The sequence below is a fragment of the Cognatundibacterium aquatile genome (assembly GCF_014699135.1).
GTDB lineage: Bacteria > Pseudomonadota > Gammaproteobacteria > Burkholderiales > Burkholderiaceae_D > Undibacterium > Undibacterium aquatile.
Genome location: NZ_JACOFT010000002.1, coordinates 677,667 through 699,752, shown reverse-complemented (window position 1 = coordinate 699,752; position 22,086 = coordinate 677,667). Strand labels below are relative to the sequence as shown.

The following is a 22,086-nucleotide window of genomic DNA, read 5'->3' as shown; positions in this document are numbered from 1 at the left end:
AAATGGATATTGAATTGAGTACGTGCTTATCGGGAGGTGGTCATGGATAGGTTGATTTATACAGCGATGACGGGTGCCAAGCATATTCTTGAGCAGCAGGCAACGAACGCGCATAACCTGGCCAATGCAACGACTACAGGGTTTCGTGCTCAATTAGATTCCTTCAGGGCAGTGCCGGTGCAGGGGGCGGAGCTGCCAACCCGCGCGTTTGTTGTTGACGCGACGGTAGGTACGGATTTCTCTGCGGGTAGTTTGCAATTGACCGGGCGTGAACTCGACGTTGCGGTTCAGGGTAAGGGTTGGCTGGCGGTAGAAAAGCCTGACGGCTCTGAGGGCTACACCCGCAGTGGCAGCCTGAAATTAAGTGAAAACGGGGTTTTGCAAACGCAGAATGGTTTAAATCTGATTGGCGACGGCGGTCCGATTACGATTCCGCCGGACGTGTCGATTGCAATTGCAAAGGACGGTACCGTATCAACTGTGCCGGTCGGTTCCAATCCAAATGCGGTGCAAGTGATCGGTCGCTTAAAACTGGTAAATCCGCCAGAAGAAAATCTGGTACGCGGTGATGATGGATTATTTAAAACGAAAGACGGCACCGTTGCCGATGCAGATGCTGCCGTTGGCGTTGCTGGCGGCATGCTGGAAAACAGCAATGTCAGTGTGGTGGAATCGATGGTGACCATGATTAACCTTGGTCGCCAATTTGAAATGCAAATGCGTCTTTTGCAGAATGCGGAGAATAACGCAACAAAAGCCAGTCAGATCCTCAGTTTGGGTTAGTCGTTTTAGGCGCAGAATAACCGGTAGCAAATTAAGCTGTTCATTACGCCGCAGTGCGTGCAGGAGAAATAAATGATACGTTCACTCTGGATCGCCAAGACTGGCCTGGATTCACAGCAAACACAAATGGATGTGATTACCAATAATCTGGCGAACGTCAGCACTACCGGATTTAAGCGTTCACGTGCAGTTTTCGAAGACTTGTTGTATCAGACTATACGTCAGCCTGGTGCGCAAAGTTCGCAGCAAACGCAACTGCCTTCTGGGCTGCAGTTAGGCACTGGTGTACGTACCGTCGCAACCGAGAAAATTTTCACACAAGGCAATCTGCAACAAACTGGCAATGCGAAAGATGTGGCGATTCAAGGCCAGGGTTTTTTTCAGGTGTTGATGCCTGATGGCTCTACGGCATACACCCGCGATGGTTCTTTTCAGATGGATAGTCAGGGGCAATTAGTCACATCAAGTGGCTTTGTGATTCAGCCTGCAATCACGATTCCTGCCAATGCACAGTCGATTACTGTGGGACGCGATGGCACTGTTTCTGTCACGCAGCCAGGCTCCAGCGCACCAGTGCAGGTTGGTTCCATTCAGCTCGCGACGTTTATTAACCCGACAGGTTTATTGGCTCTGGGCGAAAACTTGTACTCAGAGACGGCAGCGTCAGGCAATCCGGGAACTAATACACCAGGCACAAACGGAGCAGGGTTACTGATGCAAAATTTTGTCGAAACCTCGAACGTCAATGTTGCTGAAGAATTGGTCAACATGATACAGACGCAGCGTGCATACGAAATTAACAGTAAGGCGATTACGACCTCTGATCAGATGCTGCAAAAGTTAACGCAACTCTGATTTTGGTAACCAGTTGAGGACATCATGAAGGCTTTATTTTTTTCCGGTAGTGTCGTCTTGTTGCTGGCAGGTTGTGCTGTGACTCCGCCGGCCATCGTGCATCAGCCAACATCGTTGCCGGCGCAGTCTGCGAAACCTCACAAAGAAATTAATGGTGCGATTTTTCAGTCGGCAAGTTATCGCCCTTTATATGAAGATGCAAAGCCCAGAATGGTAGGCGATGTATTGACAATCTCTATCAGTGAAAGAACTTCCGCAGCAAAAGGCAGCGCGAGTTCTTCCAGTAAATCTTCTGGTTTATCGCTGGCTGCACCGACAGTATTTGGAGTGAAGTCCTCAACCACTGCACAGTTGGGGCTGAGTACCAACGGTTCTTCAAAATTTGATGAAAAAGGTGCGGAAACGGCGAGTAACAGTTTTACCGGGACGATTGCTGTAACTGTCATTGATGTTCTGCCTAACGGTAATTTGCTGGTTAGTGGTGAAAAGCAACTTGCCTTTGATAAGGGCGCTGAGTTCGTCCGGTTTTCCGGCGTGATCAATCCTCAGACCATAGCAGCGGGCAATGTTGTACCGTCCACGCAGGTGGCCGATGCCAGATTTGAATACCGCTCAACGACGAGAATCGATAAGGCTGAGGCGAACTCCATGCTGACGCGTTTCTTCCTCAGTTTTCTTCCTATGTAAGAAACTGAAAAGAGGTTGAATATGAAAAAATATACGCAGTTGCGGTCGTCGCTTTGCACTCTGCTCATTACTCTGACGATGGGCATGACGCTGACGGCAGAATGCCGGGCCGAAAGGTTGAAAGACCTTGCCGGTATTCAGGGCGTTCGTCAGAATCAGCTGCTGGGTTACGGCTTAGTTGTCGGCCTTGATGGAAGCGGTGATCAGACTACACAAACGCCGTTTACGGTGCAAAGTATCGTCAGTATGTTGCAGCAGATGGGGGTTACTTTGCCTGTCGGTACGAGTTTGCAGTTGAAAAATGTCGCAGCCGTCATGGTAACGACATCGCTTCCACCGTTCGCACAACCGGGGCAAGCCTTGGATGTGACGGTATCGTCTATGGGGAATGCGAAGAGCCTTCGTGGTGGTACTTTGTTGATGACGCCACTCAAAGGTGCGGATAACCAGATTTATGCGATGGCGCAAGGCAACGTATTGGTCGGTGGCGTCGGCGCTTCTGCGAATGGTAGTAAAGCACAAGTCAATCATCTGAGTGTAGGACGTATTTCTTCGGGAGCGACGGTGGAACGGGCGGTTCCCAGTTCTGTCGGTCAGGGAAATACGATACAACTGGAATTGAATACATCAGATTTTTCTACCGCAAGCAGAGTCGTTGACGCGATTAACCGGCGTTTTGGCCCTGAAACTGCGGCCGCACTGGATGGCCGTGCGATTCAGGTGAAAGCACCAGTCAGTGCAGATCAGAGGGTCTCATTTTTAGGTGCTTTGGAAAGTCTGGATGTGACTCCGGCGCAGACTGTGGCAAAAGTGATCTTGAATGCGCGGACAGGCTCTATCGTGATGAATCAGGCCGTTACGCTGGATTCCTGTGCTGTCGCGCACGGCAATCTTTCCGTTGTCATTAATACGGATAACGCGATCAGTCAGCCAAATGCTCTGGCGGGTGGTCAAACCGCAGCGACTGCAAACTCTGGCATCAGTATCACAAAAGATGCTGGGCAATTAATGATGCTGAAGGCAGGCACATCGTTAGCCGATGTCGTGAAAGCCTTGAATGCAATCGGTGCAACACCACAGGATCTGCTGGCGATTTTGCAGGCGATTAAAGCCTCTGGCGCTTTGCGTGCAGAGCTTGAAATTATTTAAGGATGCCTCATGATCGGTCGTGCTGATCTTTCGGATAATAAATTAGCTTTTGATAGCAAGAGTCTGGATGGGCTCAAGCAATCGGCGAAAGATAATTCCCCCGAATCTATCAAGGCAGCAGCCAAGCAGTTTGAGGCATTGTTCATGAATATGATGCTGAAATCCATGCGTCAGGCTGGTGGCCAGGATGGTGCCTTCGACAATGAACAAACCCGTACCTACACATCGATGCTTGATCAGCAATTGTCACAATCGATGGCAAACCGCGGTATTGGTCTTGCAGATGCGCTGGTAAGGCAATTGACTAATAATGCGGTGAGCCAGGCGTTGCAAACGGATGATGTTACTGCTGGCAATGGCGTCGGTATTAGTGGGAGCATCGCGGGTAACGCCAGAGGCATCAGTTCGTATCTGGATAATCTGAAATTTGAGCAACAACCTGCCACAGCGGCAAAGACGAGTTTTTCGGGGCCGGCGCACGTTCGTGAATTTCAGGAAAAATTAAGTGCCGACGCTGAGGCGGCAAGTAAGGCGACGGGAATTCCGGCTAAATTCATGCTCGGACAAGCGGCGCTGGAAAGTGGTTGGGGGCGCCGTGAAATTAAAACAGTCGATGGCAGTACCAGCCACAATATTTTTGGCATGAAGGCGACCAGTAAATGGAAGGGGAAAACTGTTGATGCGGTAACAACGGAATATGTCAACGGCGTCGCCTATCGTAAAGTTGAAAAATTTAAAGCCTATGATTCCTACGCAGATGCATTCAAAGACTACGCAAAGCTTTTGACAAAAAATCCTCGCTATGAAAATGTCATTGCAAATGCCAAAGATGCAACCAGTTTTGCTGTCGGCCTGCAAAAGGCTGGTTATGCGACTGACCCGCAATACGCCAATAAACTGACTAAAATAATCAAACAAACATTGTCGACGTAATGTGACGGTCTTTGCTAATTTCTAGTTATTATTTTTACTACATTAAAGTTTTTGTGTTTTTCTCCGAAAACCTTAAGGTGATAGCTCAACAAAGCTCAAATAATCAATAGGTTAAATTATGGGTACAAATATTCTGAACATCGGGCAAACCGCATTGGCCGCTGCCCAAGTGGGAATTAGTACCACTGGACATAATATTGCCAACGCTGGGACGGCAGGTTATAACCGCCAGGTTGTGTTGCAATCGGCGAATGCGCCGCAATTGCTGGGTGGTTCTTTTGTTGGGCAGGGCGTCTCCATCAGCCAGATACAGCGACAATACGACGCATTTATCAGCCAGCAAGTGAATGCGACGCAGACCACCAAGAACCAGGCTGACGCTTATTACTCGCAAATTCAACAAATCAATAATCTGATTGCCGATCCGACGGCAGGAGTGACGCCGGCATTACAAGGTTTTTTCACATCTATACAAAACCTTTCTGCGAGTCCGAACGGGACCGCCGGTGCAGCAGCACGTCAGGCGGTTTTATCCAGTGCGCAGTCATTGGCTGGCCGTTTCAATAGTTTGCAGACCCGTCTGGATGAGATCAGACAGAACGTCAACGGTCAGATTGGCGGTGCGATTACCGCAATCAATACGTATGCGTCGCAAGTCGCCAATTTAAATGAGACGATTGCAAAGTCAGTCAGCACAACCGGTTCACCACCAAATGACTTACTTGATCAACGCGACCAGTTAATTACAGAAATGTCGAAGTACACCAAAGTCACGGTGATACCTCAGGATAATAAATTCAATGTGTTTATTGGAAATGGGCAACCGCTTGTTCTGGGCGGGGTCGTTAATCAGCTCGAATTAAGTGTCTCTAAAACTGATTCGACCAGAGCGGAAGTCTCGTATTCTGCTAACGGTACGTCGGTGCAAATTGCCGAAAATGGTTTGCCAGGCGGCGTTTTGGGCGGGCTCTTTGATTTTAGGGCCAATACTTTAGATCCTGCGCAGAATGCGATCGGGCGTGTGGCGATTGGTATTGCCTCGGCATTCAATGAGCAGCATGCATTGGGGCAAGATCTGAACGGCGCGACTGGTGCGAAGTTTTTTAATATTCCCCAACCAATTACAACGCCAAGTACATCAAATACAACGAATGCCGATGTAACGGCGAATATTTCCGATGTCAGCGCACTGACCACCAGTGATTATCGTTTGCAGGTAACCAGCCCCGGAAATTACCGTGTCATTCGCGTTTCTGATGGTCAGACCCAGACTGCGACATCACAGCCGATCAAAATTGACGGCATTACGATGGAATTTCCGCAGCCACCTGCGGCTCAGCCTGCGACCGGAGATGAGTTTTTGATTCGTCCTACCCTGGCTGCCGCAGCGGGGTTTTCCGTTGATGTGATTGACCCTTCTAAAATTGCGGTTGCTGCGGCGATCAAAACGGCAGTGCCGACAACGAACATCGGTAATGGAAAAATTTCAGTTGGCACAGTAGATTCAGCGGTCGCGAGCGCATCAAGCTCCGCAACTGCAACCATTAGTGCGGTTAAAACAGATAGTTCTTTCGCAAGTTCTTCCGTCGCACCACCAGTCACGCTGACTTATTCCGGTGGCTCATTCACTGGCTTTCCAGCCGGAGTCAATGTGTCTGTGACTGTGGGCGCGACCACAACAAATTATGCGCCGCCGGCAACAGTACCTTACACGACAGGCGCGAAGATCAGTTTTTCCGGTATGAGTTTTACGGTTCAGAACAGTTCTGGAGCACCGGCAAACGGTGATACTTTTACTGTGTCGCCATCTGTTCCTGTGACAGCATCCAAATTAACCTTTAATTCCGCAGGAAATACCCTGACTGGTTTTCCTGCAAACGCGAATGTGACCGTTACTAAGGGGGCAACGTCGACCACTTATCCTGCGGGTACGGCAGTTCCTTATTCTGACGGTGCAACGTATAGTTATTCTGGGACAAGTTTCACTCTTTCTGGTACGCCTTCGAACAGCGATGTGTTTAATATCTCAGCCAATGTGACTGGTTCCGGCGATAACCGGAATGCCTTATTGTTGGCGGGTATACAGACAAAAAACAGCATGGTTGGCAGTACTACGACGATACAAGGTGCATACGCACAATTTGTCAGTCAGGTCGGTAATAAAACACATGAATTGGGTATCACGACAGCGTCTGAAGCGACCTTGTTGAAGAATGCAACGGATAATCAACAATCCATCTCTGGCGTGAATCTGGATGAAGAAGCCGCCAATTTACTTAAATACCAGCAGGCATATCAGGCTGCCGGCAAATTGATGCAGATTGCCAGTCAGTTATTCGACGCAATACTGGCCATCGGAAGGTAGGTAATTTATGCGTATCAGCACAAGTATGATCTATGAGGGCGGAGGTTCCCGTATCAGCGATCTGCAATCCTCTCTGAACCGTACGCAACAACAGATTGCTTCCGGGCGCAAGATACTCACGCCAGCGGATGATCCTATAGGCTCGGCGCGTGCTTTGGTGATCACGCAGGCCGATGCAATCAATGAGCAGTATGCGGTGAATCGGGCGAATGCCAAAGATAATCTGAGTATGGCTGAAAGTACTCTCGGCAACGTCACAACAACGCTGCACAACCTTAAAACCCTTATCGTCAGTGCTGGCAACGGAACGCTGAATGATAAAGATCGCAGTTACATTGCGGTTGAAATGCAGAGTAATCTTGATCAGTTGTTAGGTCTTGCGAACGCGACGGACGGAACTGGCGCCTATTTGTTTTCCGGTTTTTCGACAACGACTGCGCCTTATACAAAGACGATCAACGGAGCAACATATAACGGTGATCAGGGACAGCGATATCTGCAGGTTGAAACATCGCGCCAGCTGCCGTTGAGTACTCCCGGAACACAGATTTTTGAGAATATCCGTACGTCGCCAGGGCAGTTCAATGTTGTTCCGAATCCTTCAAACAATGGACAGGTCGTTGCCGCAGTCACTATCAACGCACCGACAGCAAATGCATTGACGGGTCAGAACTACGATATTGCATTTGATTCTACGGGCTTAAATTTTACCGTAACGAATAAAACGACCGGCGCTGTAGTCGTGCCAAGTACCGCTTACACCAGCCCGGCAACGGTGACGGTTGATGGCATGGATATTACTTTGACCAATACACCCGGCGCGCCAGGGCCTGGGGATCATTTCAGTGTGCAGCCAGGCAATCAGAATATTTTTGAGACGCTGACTGACATTATTAATGCGCTCAATACTCCTGCGACGACAAGCAGCGCAAAGAAAGATCTGGCAGCTGCTTTAGCGCAGGGGAATAACAATCTGGATGCGTCCCTAAGTAACGTGTTAACGGCACGTGCGCAATTAGGTTCAAGTCTGAAGGAAATTGATGATCTTGATAGTTTTGGCTCCGCAAATGCACTGAACTATAAATCTGCGTTGTCAGATATTCAGGATCTGGATTATGTGAAAGCGCTGACGTCGTTATCACAACAGCAAACTACTTTACAGGCAGCGCAGCAATCGTTTGTAAAAACTGCCGGGCTGTCCCTGTTTAACTATATTAATTAAATAATTTTTTGCTGGGTACTCTTTAAGGTGTGAGTCTGTCAGAGATGCAGATTCACACCTTTTCCATTTCTTCGGAATCCAAAGCGATGACATGCGTTTGCAGTATGCCGCGCTCATCGTGCCATTCCCGCATAACGCACGGATAACCGTCTTCATCCAGATCGATCACTTTGAAAAATTGCCCGATCATCGATTCAATTAAGATGCGCTCGTCTTCGGGGAAATTATTAATAAATTTTTTACTGAGAGTGATGACGCGGACAATATCGCCGATAGCGACGGCTTGATTTTTGCAGTCGAGGATGGGTTTGGTGGACATGAATTTAATTTTAAATTGGTGTGGCTGTCATTGTACTGGCAAATTTCCGGACGAAGAAGCGTGCTGACCATGCCAATGAAAAAGGACTTAAATCTATACTGATTTAAGTCCTTTTCATTTTTTCGCCGCTCGGTTCAGAGCTGGCTTAAGTCTGGCTAAGTCTGGCTGGTCAGCTTGCTTTTACATTCTTTTCACGCGCAACCAGATACAGGGTCACAATGATGACGGCATACGGGATTAGCGTTAATCCATTCGCGTAAGCGCCTTCAAAGAATGGATTGTGTGCAGTAGCCCAGTCACCGATCGCTTTGTCGAAACCGGTCAGAATGCCCGCAGTAAATGCAATCACGATGCCCGCCAGCGCACCACCTGCGATATAGCCGGAGGAAAGCAAGACACCGGAACTGCGGTCGCCAGCAGCCTGCATTTCTTCCTCATTCAGCGATTTATACTGATCGAGTTTGTTATTACGGCGATCCACCAGCCACCGTATCATGCCGCCGACAAACAAAGGGGCGGACGAAGATAAAGGCAGATAGACGCCGACCGCAAATGCCAGCGATGGGATGCCCGCCATTTCCAGTACCAGTGCGATCATGACGCCAAACAAAACCAGCGTCCAAGGCAGTTGCTGATCGAGTATGCCCTTGATGATGTAAGACATCAGTACGGCTTTCGGGGCATCATATTTTTTGACTTCCGTGCCATCAGGGCGTTTGTTGTAAGCGCCGTTAATGCCCGGATCAACCAGATACACGGCTTTGCCAGCGTTATCGACCAGATACTTGCCTGCCGGGCCGCCAACAGTATCGGTTTTATGCCAGACCTTGTAACTCGCTTTATCCTGCTCTGCCTGCGGACCTTGCAAACTGGCTGTTTCTGTCAGTTTGCTCGCATCCGTGCTCAAGGCAGGTGCGACCTGTGCAGCTGGTACATACACCGTGCCAGCATCATTCAGTTTCAACAGAATAGGGCCGAGAATCAATGCAGACGACAGCGCTCCTGCCAGAATTGCATATTGTTGCAGACGTGGTGTTGAACCCACCAGGTAGCCGGTTTTTAAGTCTTGCGAAGTTGTGCCACCGTTGCTCGAAGCGATACAGACGATCGCGCCGACCGACAAAGCCGTGACGTAATACTGACCACCAGTCCAGCCCATCAGCAAGAAAATCAAGCAAGTGAATAACAGCGTTGCCACTGTCATGCCGGAAATTGGATTGGATGAGGAACCGATTTCACCCGTCAGGCGCGATGATACGGTGACAAACAGAAAGCCGAATACCAGTATCAGCAAGGCACCGAGAAAATTCATGTGTAACGGTGTGGCGAAGGTAATGATGGCAATGATGGCGAGTGCGCCGATCACAACCCATTTCATCGGAATATCCTGATCTGTACGCAATGTTGCTGCATCATCGTTTTTACCATTGCGCATACCAGCCAGACCAGCTGAAAGGCTGCGCCAGATGGTTGGCATCGCGCGTACCAGACTGATCAGTCCGCCCGCCGCAACTGCACCTGCACCGATGTAAAGAATATACGAGCTGCGGATATCATGCGGGCTCATTTCGCTGATGAGTTTGGTTGCAGGTGCCAGAGGTGTTAGCAGTGCGTCGCCGAAAAATTTGATCATCGGAATCAGCAACAGGTAAGACATGACGCCACCCGCAGCCATCACGGCGGCGATGCGCGGACCGATGATGTAGCCAACGCCGAGTAATTCTGGCGACACTTCGGCACCCAGCGAACCAGCTTTGAGAGGTGCGCCGAAGGTGACTTCCGGTGTGTCTTTCCAGCCTTTAAACGCAACGTTTGCAATTTTGTACAGCAAGCCTATGCCGAAACCCGCAAAGATAATTTTAGCGCGGCGATTGGCATCGTCCTGCGCATGCGGGTTGCTGCTTTCTCCGGCCGCTTCGCGTGACGTATCGGTCGCTGCGGCTTTCAATACTTCCGCACATGCCGTGCCTTCCGGATATTTCAGTTCGCCATGCTTTTCGACGATCATCGTCCGGCGCATAGGAATCATCATCAGAATGCCCAGCAAGCCACCGAGGCAGCCGACCAGCATTACCCGCGAAATTTCCAGATCAAAACCCAGAATCAGTATCGCCGGCATGGTGACGCCGAGACCAAATGCCAGTGATTCACCTGCAGAGCCGGCGGTCTGCGTAATACTGTTTTCAAGGATGGTTGAATCTTTACCGCCGAACTTATTAAACAGGCGGAATAGCGTGATCGCGATGACGGCGACCGGAATCGATGCGCTGACCGTTAAACCGACTTTGAGTACCAGATACAGCGACGAAGCACCAAAGATCATACCGAGAATGACGCCCATGATTAAAGCGCGTGCTGTCATTTCCGGTAGTTGTGCCGATGCCGGTATGTACGGCTTGAATGAAGAAGCTGACGTTTCTTTTGGCATTGAATTACCTTTTTTATTGTCAATGAAGAGCCCGTATTGCTGTATTTCCCCGGGCCCGCCTGATATTGCTTATCGTTATTACGTTGTGACGAAACGTTAAGCAATTAACACCGATCGCGCATTATCACGCTTTTTTTCTTTTCTGCGCAATCGTATGCGCACCGTGCTGCGAAATATTTACTGACCGCCACCGGATCACTCGCCTGCACGGAATGAACATGCGTATTGGCCAGTATTCAGCGCAATGATGCTGAATCCCAATGACGCTGAATCCTTTACGCAACCGGTCACAACGACTGCCTTTCTTCCTGCGGGCTTAGCGTTGGTAAAACACTGATGCCACGAATAATAGGATTACGCCACGCGAATGTTGCCAGCAGCAGTGCGGTAACGCCTGCGAACGCCAGTGAATAATGCAGACCCGCGTGTTCCCCCATCCAGCCACCGATCAGAGCACCGGGGCCTGCGGGTAACAGGATCAGCCAGCGCATGGTGCTGGTCATGCGCCCCAGCATAGGCTCAGGGGTGACTGCCTGACGTAAAGCGAGGAAATTGATGAATATCAGCACCGCACCGACAGAAAAACACATCAGCATTAAAGCGAATGCCGCAATACCCCAATGATTGACTGGTGCGATGGCGAGCAAACTCCAACCCGCGCCGCAGATCGTGATACCCAGCACCATACAAGGCCCGGGGCCGATCGCGCGGCTGATGCGATAACCATAAACACTGGCAAGGATGGTACCCAAGCCCATACCCATGTAACTCAGACCGACGGTTTGCTCTGACAAACCGAGGATGCGGGTCGCATACAAAATCTGCACGACTAAGGCGGCGTTATAGCAAAGTTGCCAGCCGCCGACAGTTGCGGCCAGCGCCAGTAACAGAGGTTTTTTAGCGACGAAATGGATGCCGGCTTTCAGGTCGCGCCAGAACGCCGCATCCTTGGCAACCGGTCGGTTCTCGGTGACCTTGATTCCACGCAGTATCATCGCCGAGCTGATCAGTAAAGCGGCGTCGGCGATCAGCGCAAGCGGTGCGCCTAGCAGTTTGATTAAGGCACCTGCGGTCGCCGGTCCGGCAACTTCAGCGCCGGAGGTTGCCAGCGCATTTTTTGCATGGGCTTCGACCAGACGTTCCCGCGGTACGATTTGCGTCAGAACGATTTGTGCAGCGGTTCCGGCCATGGTATTGACCATACCGATGATGAAGCCGACGACATATAGCCAGCGCATGTTCACCATGTCCAGCCACCAGACCACCGGTACACTGATGACGGCCAAGCCTATGATGGTTTCGCCCGCAATATACACCGGCAGCTTGCGCATGCGGTCAAGCCAGACCCCGGTTGGCAGCGACAGCAATACAAACGGCAGCGTTTCCATCATCGTCAGTATGCCCATCTGGCTGGCGCTGGCATTGAGCATGACGGCGGCGGTCAGTGGCAACGCCAGCATGGTGATCTGCGCGCCAAACGAGCTGATCAGTATCGACGTCCACAAGCGACGGTAGATCCGGTCCCGTAAAAGATCGTTGGCTGGCAGCGAAAATCGCCGTTGTAAAAAATTCTTGCGCATGAATGGCGTCTGGTTTTGTTTTTTGTTCACACGATAGCTGTGGCGCTGTCGTGATGAATGAGATCATTATTGTTCATTATTATTGTATGCAGAACCGCGCTGCATCAGCGATTACAATGTTGGGCAGCTGTGCATGGATGGAAAGCTTTTAAAGTTCTATTTCTTCTGGCGCTGCTGCCCGGTGTGCGTGGATGCATCAGGGCGCACAATAATGATATTGATAGATACTCTTACACAATTTTAGTTCCGGTGAATAAAAAATATGTTTGCACAAGCGATAGTCGTGATCGACTTTGAAACCTCGGGCATGAGTCCGGAGCAGGGCGGTCGGGTGACTGAAGTCGCGGCCTTGCGTGTGGTGGGGGGTGAAGTCGTTGATCGTTATGTGTCCCTGATTAATTGTGGTGTACGGATTCCATATTTCATCACCGAGTTGACCGGGATTACGCAAACGATGGTGGATCGTGCACCTGCGGTCAGTGAGGTGATGCCAGCGTTGGTGGATTTTATCGGCAACGATACGCTGGTTGCGCACAACGCCAGTTTCGATGAAAAATTTCTGAAGGCAGAAAGTGACCGCCAGGGCTTATGGCCTGAGCATGATGGGCTGGTCTGCTCGGTCAAGCTGGCGCGGCGGATTTTTCCCGGTATGGCGAGTTATTCGCTGGGGCGACTGGCTGCTGCACTCGGCATCCGTTTTCAAGGCGCGGCACACAGAGCCGAGGCCGACGCCGAAGTCACTGCTGCATTGATGCTGCATGTCGCAGAAGAATTGCGCCGCCGTTATGCCGTTGCGGCAATTGATCCGCAATTGCTGATCGCAGTGAATCAGCTCAGTGCTGCCAAGGTGCCGGCATTTTTGAAAAAGCAGTTTGCTGCGGTGTGAGTGTGCGGCTGGTCGTCGGCAGAGTTGCGGCGGACGAGGCATAATCGCGGCCTGATGTTGAATGGATGAAAGAGCTCTGACGATGAATCAGCCACAAAAATACCGGCACTACAAAGGTGGTGTGTACGAATTGGTTTGCGAAGCAATACAAGAATCGGATCTCAGTCCCGTGATCGTTTACCGTTCACACAATGGCAGTATCTGGACGCGTCCGAAGGCGGTATTTTTTGAAATGGTGGAAGTGGATGGTGTACTCGTGCCGCGTTTCGCCGCGATCGATGACGACGAGGTGCGGACCGGCTTGTAACTACAGGCTGCTGTCAGCTTCCCGGATCTTGCTCTGCTCACTGCCTGATCGCGCCGCATAGTACAGAATGATGCCGGATGGTGCCGAACAGTGCCAAAATATACTCCCCCCAGTATATTGAAAGCCCCTTTGTTTATGCGGACATAAAGGCAAAATAGGCAGATACTCCCCCTAAAATCGTTGTAACAGAAAATTTAACCGACGAAATCAGCCCATTGTTAATGTGTTTTCGCACGATACCGCTCCCGCGAGGGAAACTGGGTTTCGTGAGAAAATACCCGCACTCATTTACAGGAGAAATCATGAAACGTCTTATCCTCGCTATTTCACTGACTTTGCTCGGCGCTCAGGCGCAGATCAGCGCGCAGGAAGTGTTGCGCTTGTCCACCACGACCAGTACCGAAAACTCCGGCTTGCTGAAAGCCATTTTGCCGGATTTTGAAGCGAAAACGCACATGAAGGTGCATGTGATTTCCGTCGGCACAGGCAAGGCACTGGAGCTGGCGAAAAACGGTGACGTGGATGTCACGCTGGTGCATGCGCGTGCAGCGGAAGATAAATTCATCGCCGAAGGCCATGGCATTAATCGCCGCGACGTGATGTATAACGACTTCATTATCGTCGGCCCGGTGGCAGATCCGGCTGGTCTGAAAGGTAGTAAAGATGTAATCAACGCTTTGCGCAAACTGGTGGCCAGCAAAGCGAAATTTATTTCCCGTGGCGACAATTCCGGCACAGATCAGATGGAGCAGGCGTACTGGAAAGAAGCCGGCGTGAAACCTGCTGGCAGCGCCTATGTATCTGCCGGTCTGGGGATGGGCGAAGTGCTGACAATGGCAGCGCAGATGCAGGCTTATACACTGACTGATCGCGCGACTTACGGCGCGTATAAAGCGAAGACAGGATTGGATGTACAGGTCGAGGGCGATGCCAAAATGTTTAATCCCTACGGCATCATTGCAGTCAATCCTGCGAAGTACAAAGACATCAATATTCGCGGCGCCAACAGCCTGATTGAATGGATGACATCAGCAGAAGGCCAGAAGAAAATTGCCGACTATAAAGTCGATGGCCAGCAATTGTTTTTCCCTTCGTATAAAAAATAAGCTGAGTTTCTTTAGTTTTTTTAGCTTCTTCAGTTTCAATGGCAACGGTCGTCGTCACACGATCACCGTTGCAGACATCTCTGGTTCTGCGAGAAGGTGCCAGAGATGCATTAACACCATGAACGAAAAATATGGATAGTGTCGATCTCGAAGTGCTCAAATCCTGTGATGCCTGGGTCAAAAGCGGGCGTCGTTGCGAGCTGGTGACAGTTATCAAGACCTGGGGCTCCAGCCCGCGTCCTGAGGGGGCTATGCTGGGTATTTGCGAAGATGGGCGCGTCATCGGCTCGGTTTCCGGTGGTTGCATAGAAGACGATTTGATTGCCCGTGTTCAGCAGCACGGCATTACCCGTAATGCTCCTGAAATCGTCACTTACGGCATTTCCGCCGATGAGGCGCATCGTTTTGGCTTGCCGTGTGGCGGCACGATACAACTGGCGATAGAGCCGTTGACGGATAGCAGCAAGATAGGCGAATTGCTCGACAGACTTGCCGACCATGAACTGACAACCCGTGAATTAGATCTCGCGTCGGGTGCTGTAACACTGAGTAAAGCCGATGCGCATGCGCAATTGCTGCTGACATCTGAACGCCTGATCACGGTGCACGGCCCGCGTTGGCGCTTGCTGATTATCGGTGCTGGTCAGTTATCACGTTTTCTGGCGAGCATTGCCGTCGGCATGGATTATCAGGTGACGGTGTGCGATCCACGCGAAGAATATCGTGTTGGCTGGCAGGTGGATGGTGTGCAAGTCGTCCATGCGATGCCGGATGATCTTGTGCTGGAGATGCAACTCGACAGCCGTAGCGCTGTGGTGGCCTTGACGCATGATCCTAAACTCGATGATCTGGCGCTGATGGAAGCGTTAAAGACTGAGGCGTTTTATGTCGGTGCGATTGGCTCCCGTCTGAACAATGCGAAGCGGCGCGAACGTTTGCAACAGTTTGATGTCAGCGAAGCGCAACTCGCAAAATTGCATGGCCCGGTCGGTTTGTATATCGGTAGCAAGACACCGGCTGAGATTGCGATTTCCATTCTGGCGGAAATGACCGCTGTGAAAAATAAAGTGCAACTCCCAGCTGGCATGCGCGTTGAAGAGGCAAAAACGCTGGCGACGCAGGCGGCATCCGACGCGGTTTGCGGCGTCTGATCATCACGACATGTGTTTTCTGCAGGGTAGCGCATGTAATAAGCTTAATTCACGGGGCGATTTCGCGTAAAATTCCACCCAATATCAATCGGGCAGGAGATTTTGCATGAGTATCAAATCAGATAAATGGATACGCCGGATGGCGGAATCGACGAACATGATCGAGCCGTTTGAGGCTGGTCAGGTGCGCGAGCGTGACGGTCAGCGCATCGTCAGCTACGGCACGTCATCGTATGGCTACGATATCCGTTGTGCCGACGAATTCAAAATCTTCACCAATATCAACAGCACGATCGTCGACCCAAAAAATTTCGATGAAAAATCGTTTGTCGATTTTAAAGGTGATGTTTGCATTATCCCGCCAAATTCTTTTGCGCTGGCACGAACCATGGAGTATTTCCGTATTCCGCGCAATGTGCTGACGATCTGCCTCGGCAAATCAACCTACGCGCGCTGCGGCATTATCGTTAATGTGACGCCGTTTGAGCCTGAATGGGAAGGCTACGTGACGCTGGAATTCTCGAATACCACGCCGCTGCCAGCCAAGATTTATGCAGGCGAAGGTTGTGCGCAGGTCTTGTTTTTCGAAAGCGATGAAGTATGCGAAACGTCTTACAAAGATCGCGGCGGAAAATATCAGGGTCAGCATGGCGTGACTTTGCCAAAAACCTGATGTCGTCGCCATTGTCTGGCGTTTCGGCAAACAAAAACGGACGGTGATTGAAACCGTCCGTTTTTATTTTGTGGCCTTGACTATGCGGAACTTAATCCATCTCTGCCAGTGTCTGATGCACAAACGCAGACAAAATTAATCTGGACTGCGGTGTCAGATTAATAAACTCGAAACCGAGACGGAATTCTTCGCCGGTTTCGGTGATGGCCACCGAACGCAGAATCACGTCCAGCACCAGATACTCATCGTTGCCAGCGGCGTTGACTTTGAATTTGATGACACCGACATCGCCTTTTTTTCCTATGGATTTTTTCACTACACCGGAAGTGCCGCCCATGCTGAGGTCTCCCAGCGTGGCGGCAGCAGTTTGTTCCGGATTACCGATCGTGACAGAAGCGATGATTCTGACGGTTGCACGCGCACCCTGGCGGATGGTGGTCGAGCGCACCTGTCTCGGATAGCTGAGGTGCAGATAAGAAAAGGGCATGTACACGTATTTGAGCAGATTCGCGGTAAATGCGTAGGCTTTTTTACCGGGGAAAGCACGGATGATAAATGCCTGTCCTTCACGGATAGATGCAGATCGCCCATCGATAGTTGGCGCGGTGACGAGCAATGATTTATTTTTTACATAGCCTATCAGTCTGACCGTGTAGCGAGTTGCGGCCTGATCATGCGTTTGCAGATGAAATATTTCGCCGACGGTCCAGCGCACACTGTCGAGCTCGACAATGGTTTCTTTATTCAGTTCTTCTGCTGGTTTTGATGTTGTGTCGGGTACGGTCTTTGCGCCGAGTTGTTCGAGGCTTGGCAGTTTTGAAGGGATACTATCCCACAAATTATTCGCATCGCAGTAACCGACTTCTAACAGATGATTCAGTTGCTGTTGATCCGCAATGTGAACGCCTGATTTAAATAATATCTGACCAGCCTGATTATAAATGGGCCAGTGTATCGTCTGGCCGACGGCAACATCGGCATGTTTCAGAGACATTAATCCTTGTACTTCACCCATCTGTCATTTCCATCAATTGGTCGCAGCGCATTGTTATTCTGTGATCGGCAGCAGGCATTACTTTTATTGCCGGGCCGCCCGGTTATTCCGGTGTTACATGATTGCATGTAACAATAAAACAAGCACCTGAAAATTGAAAGATTTTCAGGTGCTTTTGATGTTTTATCGGGGCTTGCGTGAGGTTTATTTGCCGTTTTCTGCGCCGAGTTTCACACAGTCAACAAAGTAACCCAATTTGCCATTCAGCTCTGCTTTGACTAATCCGTGACAGTCAGTTTCAAAGCCGGGGAAGCGATCATTGAAGTCGCGGACGAAACGCAGATAATCAACGATAGTGCGGTTGAAACGCTCGCCCGGAATCAGCAGCGGAATACCTGGTGGATACGGTGTCAGCAGAATCGCGGTGACACGTCCTTCCAGTTCATCAATCGAAACACGCTCAATCTCGCGGTGCGCCATCATCGCAAATGCATCGGATGGTTTCATCGCCGGTTGCATATCAGACAGATACATTTCTGTTGTCAGACGGGCGACATCATGGCCTTTGTAGGCTTCATGAATGCCCTGGCACAGGTCTTTCAGCCCAGCGCCTTCATAGCGTGGGTTTGCTGCCGCAAACTCAGGCAAAATGCGCCAAATCGGCTGATTTTTGTCGTAATCATCTTTGAACTGTTGCAGTGCAGTCAGTAATGTATTCCAGCGACCTTTGGTAATGCCGATGGTAAACATGATGAAGAAGGAATACAGGCCGCATTTTTCAACAATCACGCCGTGTTCCGCCAGGTACTTGGTCACGATCGATGCCGGAATGCCGGTTTCGCCAAATTTGCCTTCCAGCGACAAGCCCGGTGTGACGATGGTTGCCTTGATCGGATCGAGCATGTTAAAGCCCGACGCGAGGTTGCCGAAACCATGCCAGTTGTCTTCCGCGCGGATGACCCAGTCTTCGCGTGAGCCTATGCCGTCATCAGAAAACTCTTCTGGTCCCCAGACCTGGAACCACCAGTCTTTACCCCATTCCTGATCAACTTTACGCATCGCACGGCGGAAATCCAGTGCTTCCAGAATCGACTCTTCCACCAGCGCAGTGCCGCCCGGCGCTTCCATCATGGCGGCTGCCACATCGCATGAGGCGATGATGGAGTATTGCGGCGAGGTTGAGGTATGCATCAGGTAAGCTTCATTGAAGCTGTCGCGATCCAGTTTAACGGTCTGCGATTCGCGCACCAGAATTTGCGATGCCTGAGAAATCCCCGCCAGCAATTTATGTGTCGATTGCGTTGAGAAAATCATGGATTGCTTGGCGCGTGGGCGATCTTTGCCTATCGCATGCATGTCTTTGTAGAACTCGTGGAAGGTCGCATGTGGTAACCAGGCTTCGTCGAAATGCAAAGTGTCGATTTCACCATCCAGCAAGTCTTTCAACACTTCGACGTTGTACAGCACACCATCGTAGGTCGATTGTGTGATAGTCAGAATGCGTGGCTTCTTATTTTTCGCTTCGCGTGCAAACGGATTCGCCTCGATCTTGCGGCGTATGCTTTCCATGCTGAATTCTTCCAGCGGAATCGGGCCGATAATACCGAGGTGATTGCGGGTTGGCATCAGGAAAACGGGAATCGCTCCGCACATAATAATCGAATGCAAAATCGATTTATGGCAGTTGCGGTCAACGACCACGATGTCGCCGGGCGCCACAGTGGAATGCCATACCATCTTGTTCGAGGTGGACGTACCGTTGGTGACGAAGTAGCAGTGATCAGCATTGAAAATGCGTGCGGCATTCCGTTCTGAAGCAGCAACCGGGCCGGTATGATCGAGCAACTGACCGAGTTCTTCAACTGCGTTACACACGTCGGCACGCAGCATGTTTTCACCAAAAAATTGATGGAACATCTGTCCTATCGGTGACTTCAGGAAGGCGACGCCACCTGAGTGTCCCGGGCAATGCCACGAATATGAACCGTCATTCGCGTAATGCACCAGCGCGCGGAAGAACGGTGGTGATAAACCATCCAGATAGGATTTCGCTTCGCGGATGATGTGGCGCGCGACGAATTCCGGCGTGTCTTCAAACATGTGAATGAACCCGTGCAATTCGCGCAGGATATCATTCGGAATGTGGCGGGATGTACGTGTCTCACCGTACAGATAAATCGGGATATCTGCGTTTTTATAGCGGATTTCTTCGACGAAGGCGCGCAGCGATTTCAGCGCGTAATCGGTTTCTTCGTCGGTGCCGCCGCCAAACTCTTCATCATCAATCGAGAGAATGAAGGCAGAGGCGCGCGATTGCTGTTGCGCAAACTGGGACAAATCACCATAGCTGGTTACACCCAGCACTTCCATGCCCTCAGTTTCGATCGCATCGGCGAGTGCGCGGATGCCGAGACCTGAGGTGTTTTCAGAACGGAAGTCTTCGTCAATGATGACGATGGGGAAGCGGAATTTCATTGAGGTCTCCAAAAAAGCCTGGTACGGGGGAGACGCCTGGGCAAGTTAAATCAACCGCTTGCGCGCCGAAAAATTCAAAGAAGCGAATTCTCTCAGATATGTGGTCTGTCATGTGAAAAAAAACAGTGATTTTAAGCAATCGGAGTGTAATTTCACGGGATTGTCATCGACTACGGAATATCGCTATTTTTTGATGTTAAAAAAGCTAATTGAGCCGTGTTCTTCTGATTAAAATCATCTCTTCAAAAGAAAAAAGTGAGTACCGCTGGCGATACTCACTTTGGCTGTCAGCATGCGTACAACTCAGAAGCGATAACTTGCTGCAGAGAAGACGGAGACCGGTGTTTTGTCAAAGACGAACGGGCTTTTCGCCGCATCACCAGACAAGCGGCTGATGGAGGCGCCGGTCGTCAGCGACCAGTTGGTATCGATAGTCCAGTGCCAGCTGGCGCCGATGCGGACATCGGTAATGCCGGCGGAAGGTGTGAACTGCGCGTAACCGCTGGCAGCTGACTGACGGGCATTCACGCCGAAATAGGATTGTGCATAATGACTATTCGCCCAGTTCGCACCGATGCTGGCTGAGATCCGGTGATCTTTGTTTACAGCAGTTGTCGCACGCGCACCGAGGCTGACTTGCAAACCATTATGATCGACGCCGGAACCATAGCGTAACGACGACACCAGTGAATAATTCGGATTGAACGAGTAGTTCAGGAACGCACCAGGCTCCAGCGCAGTGCTGACATCGCCGAGTCCACGCAATTTGCCAGAACGGGATTCGTCACGCGCGGCTTCCAGCGACATGCGCAGGCCGTATTGCAAATTGGCGTTTTTCGAGAAGTTATAGCCCAGGCCGTTGAATGCGCTGAAAAACGCGCCATTTTTCCATTGCGCATCGAACAGGGGATAAGCGGCAACGCGGTGTTCATCGGAACCTTTGTATTTAGGGATGAACAATACGGCGCCACCAAGCGAGAAGTTAACGTCTTTAGGTAAATAAGCTTCCGGCACCAGATTGACGAATTCTGCCGTCTGCGCCTGCGCTGAACAGGCACTGACCAGTAAAATAAGGCTAAAAAGTTTTTTCATTCTGATCTCTCAATATTAAATATGAAACCAGGCGAGCCCGGCAAGCGCTACGCCAATACCGGCCACACCATAAGAGGCATATTGCAACCATTTCTTTTTAGTCAGTAATGTGATGGCAGCAAGTGAAATTGCAATCTGCACCGCCGTCATTGCTTGCGCCCAGCGATGGTGCTGATGCAAGGCGTTTTCTGATTTTTCTTCCCACTCTTTCGATTCCGCTTCGAGCTTTTCAGCGTCTTTCTTGATCGCTTCTTTCTCGCTTTCGTAACGGGCTACCTTAGCTTTGTATTTTTCTGCATCGGCACCGGGCAATACCATGGCGAGCTCAGCCAGATTTTGCTTGCTCGATTTTGACTGATAAAAATTCCATTGGTTCGCTGCTTCGGTTTTTTTGATCGCTGCTTCGTTTTTAAACATGGCTGCGTCATTTTGTGTAGCGCCACCTTCGTAACCAAACAAGGCGCCGACGGTCGCCATAATCGCGGTCATGACGGCGATACGGCTGGCAAAATCATCGTTGCCATGCGCTGCATGCTCTAATTCATGGTCATGTGGGCCGTGTACGTGAAAGCCGTGTCCTGACATTGTGTTTCCCTTTAAATTTTTTCGTATGTAACGAATGCGTAATGTAATTGTTTTTGTTCTGAAAAATGCTCTTCGCGTTGCGTTTCTTTCCATGCCTCCGGCGCTATCGCCGGAAAGAAGGCGTCGCAGGCAAATGTCTGGCTGATTTCGGTGACAATTAACTTATCGGCGAGCGGTAATGCCTGCTGATAAATTTGCGCGCCACCGATGATGAAGGCGTCTTGTCCATCCAATGCCGCTTGCGCTGCTGTTATTGATGGATAAGTTTCTACTCCTTCATGCTGCCATGCCGGATTGCGGCTGATGACGATATTACGCCGGTTCGGCAATGGTCGCCCGATGGACTCAAAAGTCTTCCGTCCCATAATGATCGTATGACCGCTGGTTGTCCGTTTGAAATGCGCAAGATCTTCCGGCAGATGCCAGGGCAGGGTGTTGTTGATCCCTATGCCTGACTGGCTATCCGTAGCAACGATAATGGTCATGGATGACATGC

Annotated in this window: 20 protein-coding genes; 12 read left to right on the top strand and 8 right to left on the bottom strand. The window is 50.5% G+C overall.

The window, feature by feature from the left end; translation table 11 throughout:
- Nucleotides 1–42 precede the first annotated feature (42 nt).
- The 7 genes from flgF to flgL all read left to right on the top strand — a co-directional run bounded on the left by flgF (nt 43) and on the right by flgL (nt 7,994).
- Nucleotides 43–783, top strand: a complete 741-nt coding sequence (gene flgF / locus H8K26_RS07515; protein ID WP_186883623.1) for a flagellar basal-body rod protein FlgF — start codon at nt 43–45, stop codon at nt 781–783.
- Nucleotides 784–855: 72 nt separating this feature from the next.
- Nucleotides 856–1,638 (top strand): flagellar basal-body rod protein FlgG, encoded by a 783-nt coding sequence (flgG, locus tag H8K26_RS07510; protein WP_186883622.1) that lies wholly within the window; start codon nt 856–858, stop codon nt 1,636–1,638.
- A 24-nt stretch (nt 1,639–1,662) separates the two neighbouring features.
- Nucleotides 1,663–2,325 (top strand): flagellar basal body L-ring protein FlgH, encoded by a 663-nt coding sequence (locus tag H8K26_RS07505; RefSeq protein WP_190478474.1) that lies wholly within the window; start codon nt 1,663–1,665, stop codon nt 2,323–2,325.
- Between the two features lie 78 nt (nt 2,326–2,403).
- Nucleotides 2,404–3,474, top strand: coding sequence for a flagellar basal body P-ring protein FlgI (locus H8K26_RS07500; RefSeq protein ID WP_234030649.1), 1,071 nt, complete (start codon nt 2,404–2,406; stop codon nt 3,472–3,474).
- A gap of 9 nt (nt 3,475–3,483) precedes the next feature.
- Nucleotides 3,484–4,407 (top strand): flagellar assembly peptidoglycan hydrolase FlgJ, encoded by a 924-nt coding sequence (gene flgJ, locus H8K26_RS07495; RefSeq protein ID WP_190478472.1) that lies wholly within the window; start codon nt 3,484–3,486, stop codon nt 4,405–4,407.
- A 118-nt stretch (nt 4,408–4,525) separates the two neighbouring features.
- Entirely contained in the window at nt 4,526–6,772 is a 2,247-nt protein-coding gene (gene flgK, locus H8K26_RS07490) for a flagellar hook-associated protein FlgK (protein WP_190478470.1), read from the top strand.
- A gap of 7 nt (nt 6,773–6,779) precedes the next feature.
- Nucleotides 6,780–7,994, top strand: coding sequence for a flagellar hook-associated protein FlgL (gene flgL / locus H8K26_RS07485; protein ID WP_186883617.1), 1,215 nt, complete (start codon nt 6,780–6,782; stop codon nt 7,992–7,994).
- Between the two features lie 52 nt (nt 7,995–8,046).
- On the opposite strand, the gene H8K26_RS07480 is transcribed toward flgL, so the two are convergent.
- The 3 genes from H8K26_RS07480 to H8K26_RS07470 form a co-directional block, all read right to left on the bottom strand.
- Nucleotides 8,047–8,313, bottom strand: coding sequence for a hypothetical protein (locus tag H8K26_RS07480; RefSeq protein WP_190478469.1), 267 nt, complete (start codon nt 8,311–8,313; stop codon nt 8,047–8,049).
- A gap of 169 nt (nt 8,314–8,482) precedes the next feature.
- Nucleotides 8,483–10,741, bottom strand: coding sequence for an OPT family oligopeptide transporter (locus H8K26_RS07475; RefSeq protein WP_190478467.1), 2,259 nt, complete (start codon nt 10,739–10,741; stop codon nt 8,483–8,485).
- Between the two features lie 287 nt (nt 10,742–11,028).
- A complete protein-coding gene (locus H8K26_RS07470; protein WP_190478465.1) occupies nt 11,029–12,321 on the bottom strand; it encodes an MFS transporter in 1,293 nt (430 codons plus the stop codon).
- Nucleotides 12,322–12,583: 262 nt separating this feature from the next.
- Here H8K26_RS07470 and H8K26_RS07465 point away from each other — a divergent pair, with 262 nt between their 5' ends.
- The 5 genes from H8K26_RS07465 to dcd all read left to right on the top strand — a co-directional run bounded on the left by H8K26_RS07465 (nt 12,584) and on the right by dcd (nt 16,444).
- Complete coding sequence (locus tag H8K26_RS07465; protein WP_190478462.1) at nt 12,584–13,207, top strand: 3'-5' exonuclease; 624 nt, start codon at nt 12,584–12,586, stop codon at nt 13,205–13,207.
- A gap of 82 nt (nt 13,208–13,289) precedes the next feature.
- Nucleotides 13,290–13,514 carry a DUF1653 domain-containing protein gene (locus H8K26_RS07460; protein ID WP_190478460.1) on the top strand — a complete coding sequence of 75 codons (225 nt, stop codon included), beginning with the start codon at nt 13,290–13,292 and terminating at the stop codon, nt 13,512–13,514.
- A 302-nt stretch (nt 13,515–13,816) separates the two neighbouring features.
- Nucleotides 13,817–14,620, top strand: coding sequence for an ABC transporter substrate-binding protein (locus H8K26_RS07455; protein ID WP_186898321.1), 804 nt, complete (start codon nt 13,817–13,819; stop codon nt 14,618–14,620).
- Nucleotides 14,621–14,751: 131 nt separating this feature from the next.
- Nucleotides 14,752–15,771 (top strand): XdhC family protein, encoded by a 1,020-nt coding sequence (locus H8K26_RS07450; protein WP_190478458.1) that lies wholly within the window; start codon nt 14,752–14,754, stop codon nt 15,769–15,771.
- A 106-nt stretch (nt 15,772–15,877) separates the two neighbouring features.
- Nucleotides 15,878–16,444 carry a dCTP deaminase gene (gene dcd / locus H8K26_RS07445; protein ID WP_186883611.1) on the top strand — a complete coding sequence of 189 codons (567 nt, stop codon included), beginning with the start codon at nt 15,878–15,880 and terminating at the stop codon, nt 16,442–16,444.
- Between the two features lie 91 nt (nt 16,445–16,535).
- Here the strand turns inward: dcd and H8K26_RS07440 are convergent, their stop codons facing one another.
- The 5 genes from H8K26_RS07440 to H8K26_RS07420 all read right to left on the bottom strand — a co-directional run bounded on the left by H8K26_RS07440 (nt 16,536) and on the right by H8K26_RS07420 (nt 22,084).
- On the bottom strand, nt 16,536–17,459 hold the full coding sequence (locus H8K26_RS07440; RefSeq protein WP_190478456.1) for a flagellar brake protein: 924 nt from the start codon (nt 17,457–17,459) through the stop codon (nt 16,536–16,538).
- Nucleotides 17,460–17,642: 183 nt separating this feature from the next.
- Complete coding sequence (locus H8K26_RS07435) at nt 17,643–19,913, bottom strand: arginine/lysine/ornithine decarboxylase (RefSeq protein ID WP_186883609.1); 2,271 nt, start codon at nt 19,911–19,913, stop codon at nt 17,643–17,645.
- Between the two features lie 303 nt (nt 19,914–20,216).
- Entirely contained in the window at nt 20,217–21,005 is a 789-nt protein-coding gene (locus H8K26_RS07430) for a MipA/OmpV family protein (RefSeq protein ID WP_190478454.1), read from the bottom strand.
- 15 nt (nt 21,006–21,020) lie between these two features.
- On the bottom strand, nt 21,021–21,590 hold the full coding sequence (locus tag H8K26_RS07425; RefSeq protein ID WP_186883607.1) for a DUF4337 domain-containing protein: 570 nt from the start codon (nt 21,588–21,590) through the stop codon (nt 21,021–21,023).
- Between the two features lie 11 nt (nt 21,591–21,601).
- Nucleotides 21,602–22,084, bottom strand: coding sequence for a dihydrofolate reductase (locus H8K26_RS07420; RefSeq protein ID WP_190478452.1), 483 nt, complete (start codon nt 22,082–22,084; stop codon nt 21,602–21,604).
- Nucleotides 22,085–22,086 lie beyond the last annotated feature (2 nt).

What these genes read in the sequence shown, in the direction of transcription:
- flgF (WP_186883623.1), top strand. Translation starts at nt 43, where the DNA reads ATGGATAGGTTGATTTATACAGCGATGACGGGTGCCAAGCATATTCTT.
- flgG (WP_186883622.1), top strand. Translation starts at nt 856, where the DNA reads ATGATACGTTCACTCTGGATCGCCAAGACTGGCCTGGATTCACAGCAA.
- H8K26_RS07505 (WP_190478474.1), top strand. Translation starts at nt 1,663, where the DNA reads ATGAAGGCTTTATTTTTTTCCGGTAGTGTCGTCTTGTTGCTGGCAGGT.
- H8K26_RS07500 (WP_234030649.1), top strand. Translation starts at nt 2,404, where the DNA reads ATGGGCATGACGCTGACGGCAGAATGCCGGGCCGAAAGGTTGAAAGAC.
- flgJ (WP_190478472.1), top strand. Translation starts at nt 3,484, where the DNA reads ATGATCGGTCGTGCTGATCTTTCGGATAATAAATTAGCTTTTGATAGC.
- flgK (WP_190478470.1), top strand. Translation starts at nt 4,526, where the DNA reads ATGGGTACAAATATTCTGAACATCGGGCAAACCGCATTGGCCGCTGCC.
- flgL (WP_186883617.1), top strand. Translation starts at nt 6,780, where the DNA reads ATGCGTATCAGCACAAGTATGATCTATGAGGGCGGAGGTTCCCGTATC.
- H8K26_RS07480 (WP_190478469.1), bottom strand. Translation starts at nt 8,313, where the DNA reads ATGTCCACCAAACCCATCCTCGACTGCAAAAATCAAGCCGTCGCTATC.
- H8K26_RS07475 (WP_190478467.1), bottom strand. Translation starts at nt 10,741, where the DNA reads ATGCCAAAAGAAACGTCAGCTTCTTCATTCAAGCCGTACATACCGGCA.
- H8K26_RS07470 (WP_190478465.1), bottom strand. Translation starts at nt 12,321, where the DNA reads ATGCGCAAGAATTTTTTACAACGGCGATTTTCGCTGCCAGCCAACGAT.
- H8K26_RS07465 (WP_190478462.1), top strand. Translation starts at nt 12,584, where the DNA reads ATGTTTGCACAAGCGATAGTCGTGATCGACTTTGAAACCTCGGGCATG.
- H8K26_RS07460 (WP_190478460.1), top strand. Translation starts at nt 13,290, where the DNA reads ATGAATCAGCCACAAAAATACCGGCACTACAAAGGTGGTGTGTACGAA.
- H8K26_RS07455 (WP_186898321.1), top strand. Translation starts at nt 13,817, where the DNA reads ATGAAACGTCTTATCCTCGCTATTTCACTGACTTTGCTCGGCGCTCAG.
- H8K26_RS07450 (WP_190478458.1), top strand. Translation starts at nt 14,752, where the DNA reads ATGGATAGTGTCGATCTCGAAGTGCTCAAATCCTGTGATGCCTGGGTC.
- dcd (WP_186883611.1), top strand. Translation starts at nt 15,878, where the DNA reads ATGAGTATCAAATCAGATAAATGGATACGCCGGATGGCGGAATCGACG.
- H8K26_RS07440 (WP_190478456.1), bottom strand. Translation starts at nt 17,459, where the DNA reads ATGGGTGAAGTACAAGGATTAATGTCTCTGAAACATGCCGATGTTGCC.
- H8K26_RS07435 (WP_186883609.1), bottom strand. Translation starts at nt 19,913, where the DNA reads ATGAAATTCCGCTTCCCCATCGTCATCATTGACGAAGACTTCCGTTCT.
- H8K26_RS07430 (WP_190478454.1), bottom strand. Translation starts at nt 21,005, where the DNA reads ATGAAAAAACTTTTTAGCCTTATTTTACTGGTCAGTGCCTGTTCAGCG.
- H8K26_RS07425 (WP_186883607.1), bottom strand. Translation starts at nt 21,590, where the DNA reads ATGTCAGGACACGGCTTTCACGTACACGGCCCACATGACCATGAATTA.
- H8K26_RS07420 (WP_190478452.1), bottom strand. Translation starts at nt 22,084, where the DNA reads ATGTCATCCATGACCATTATCGTTGCTACGGATAGCCAGTCAGGCATA.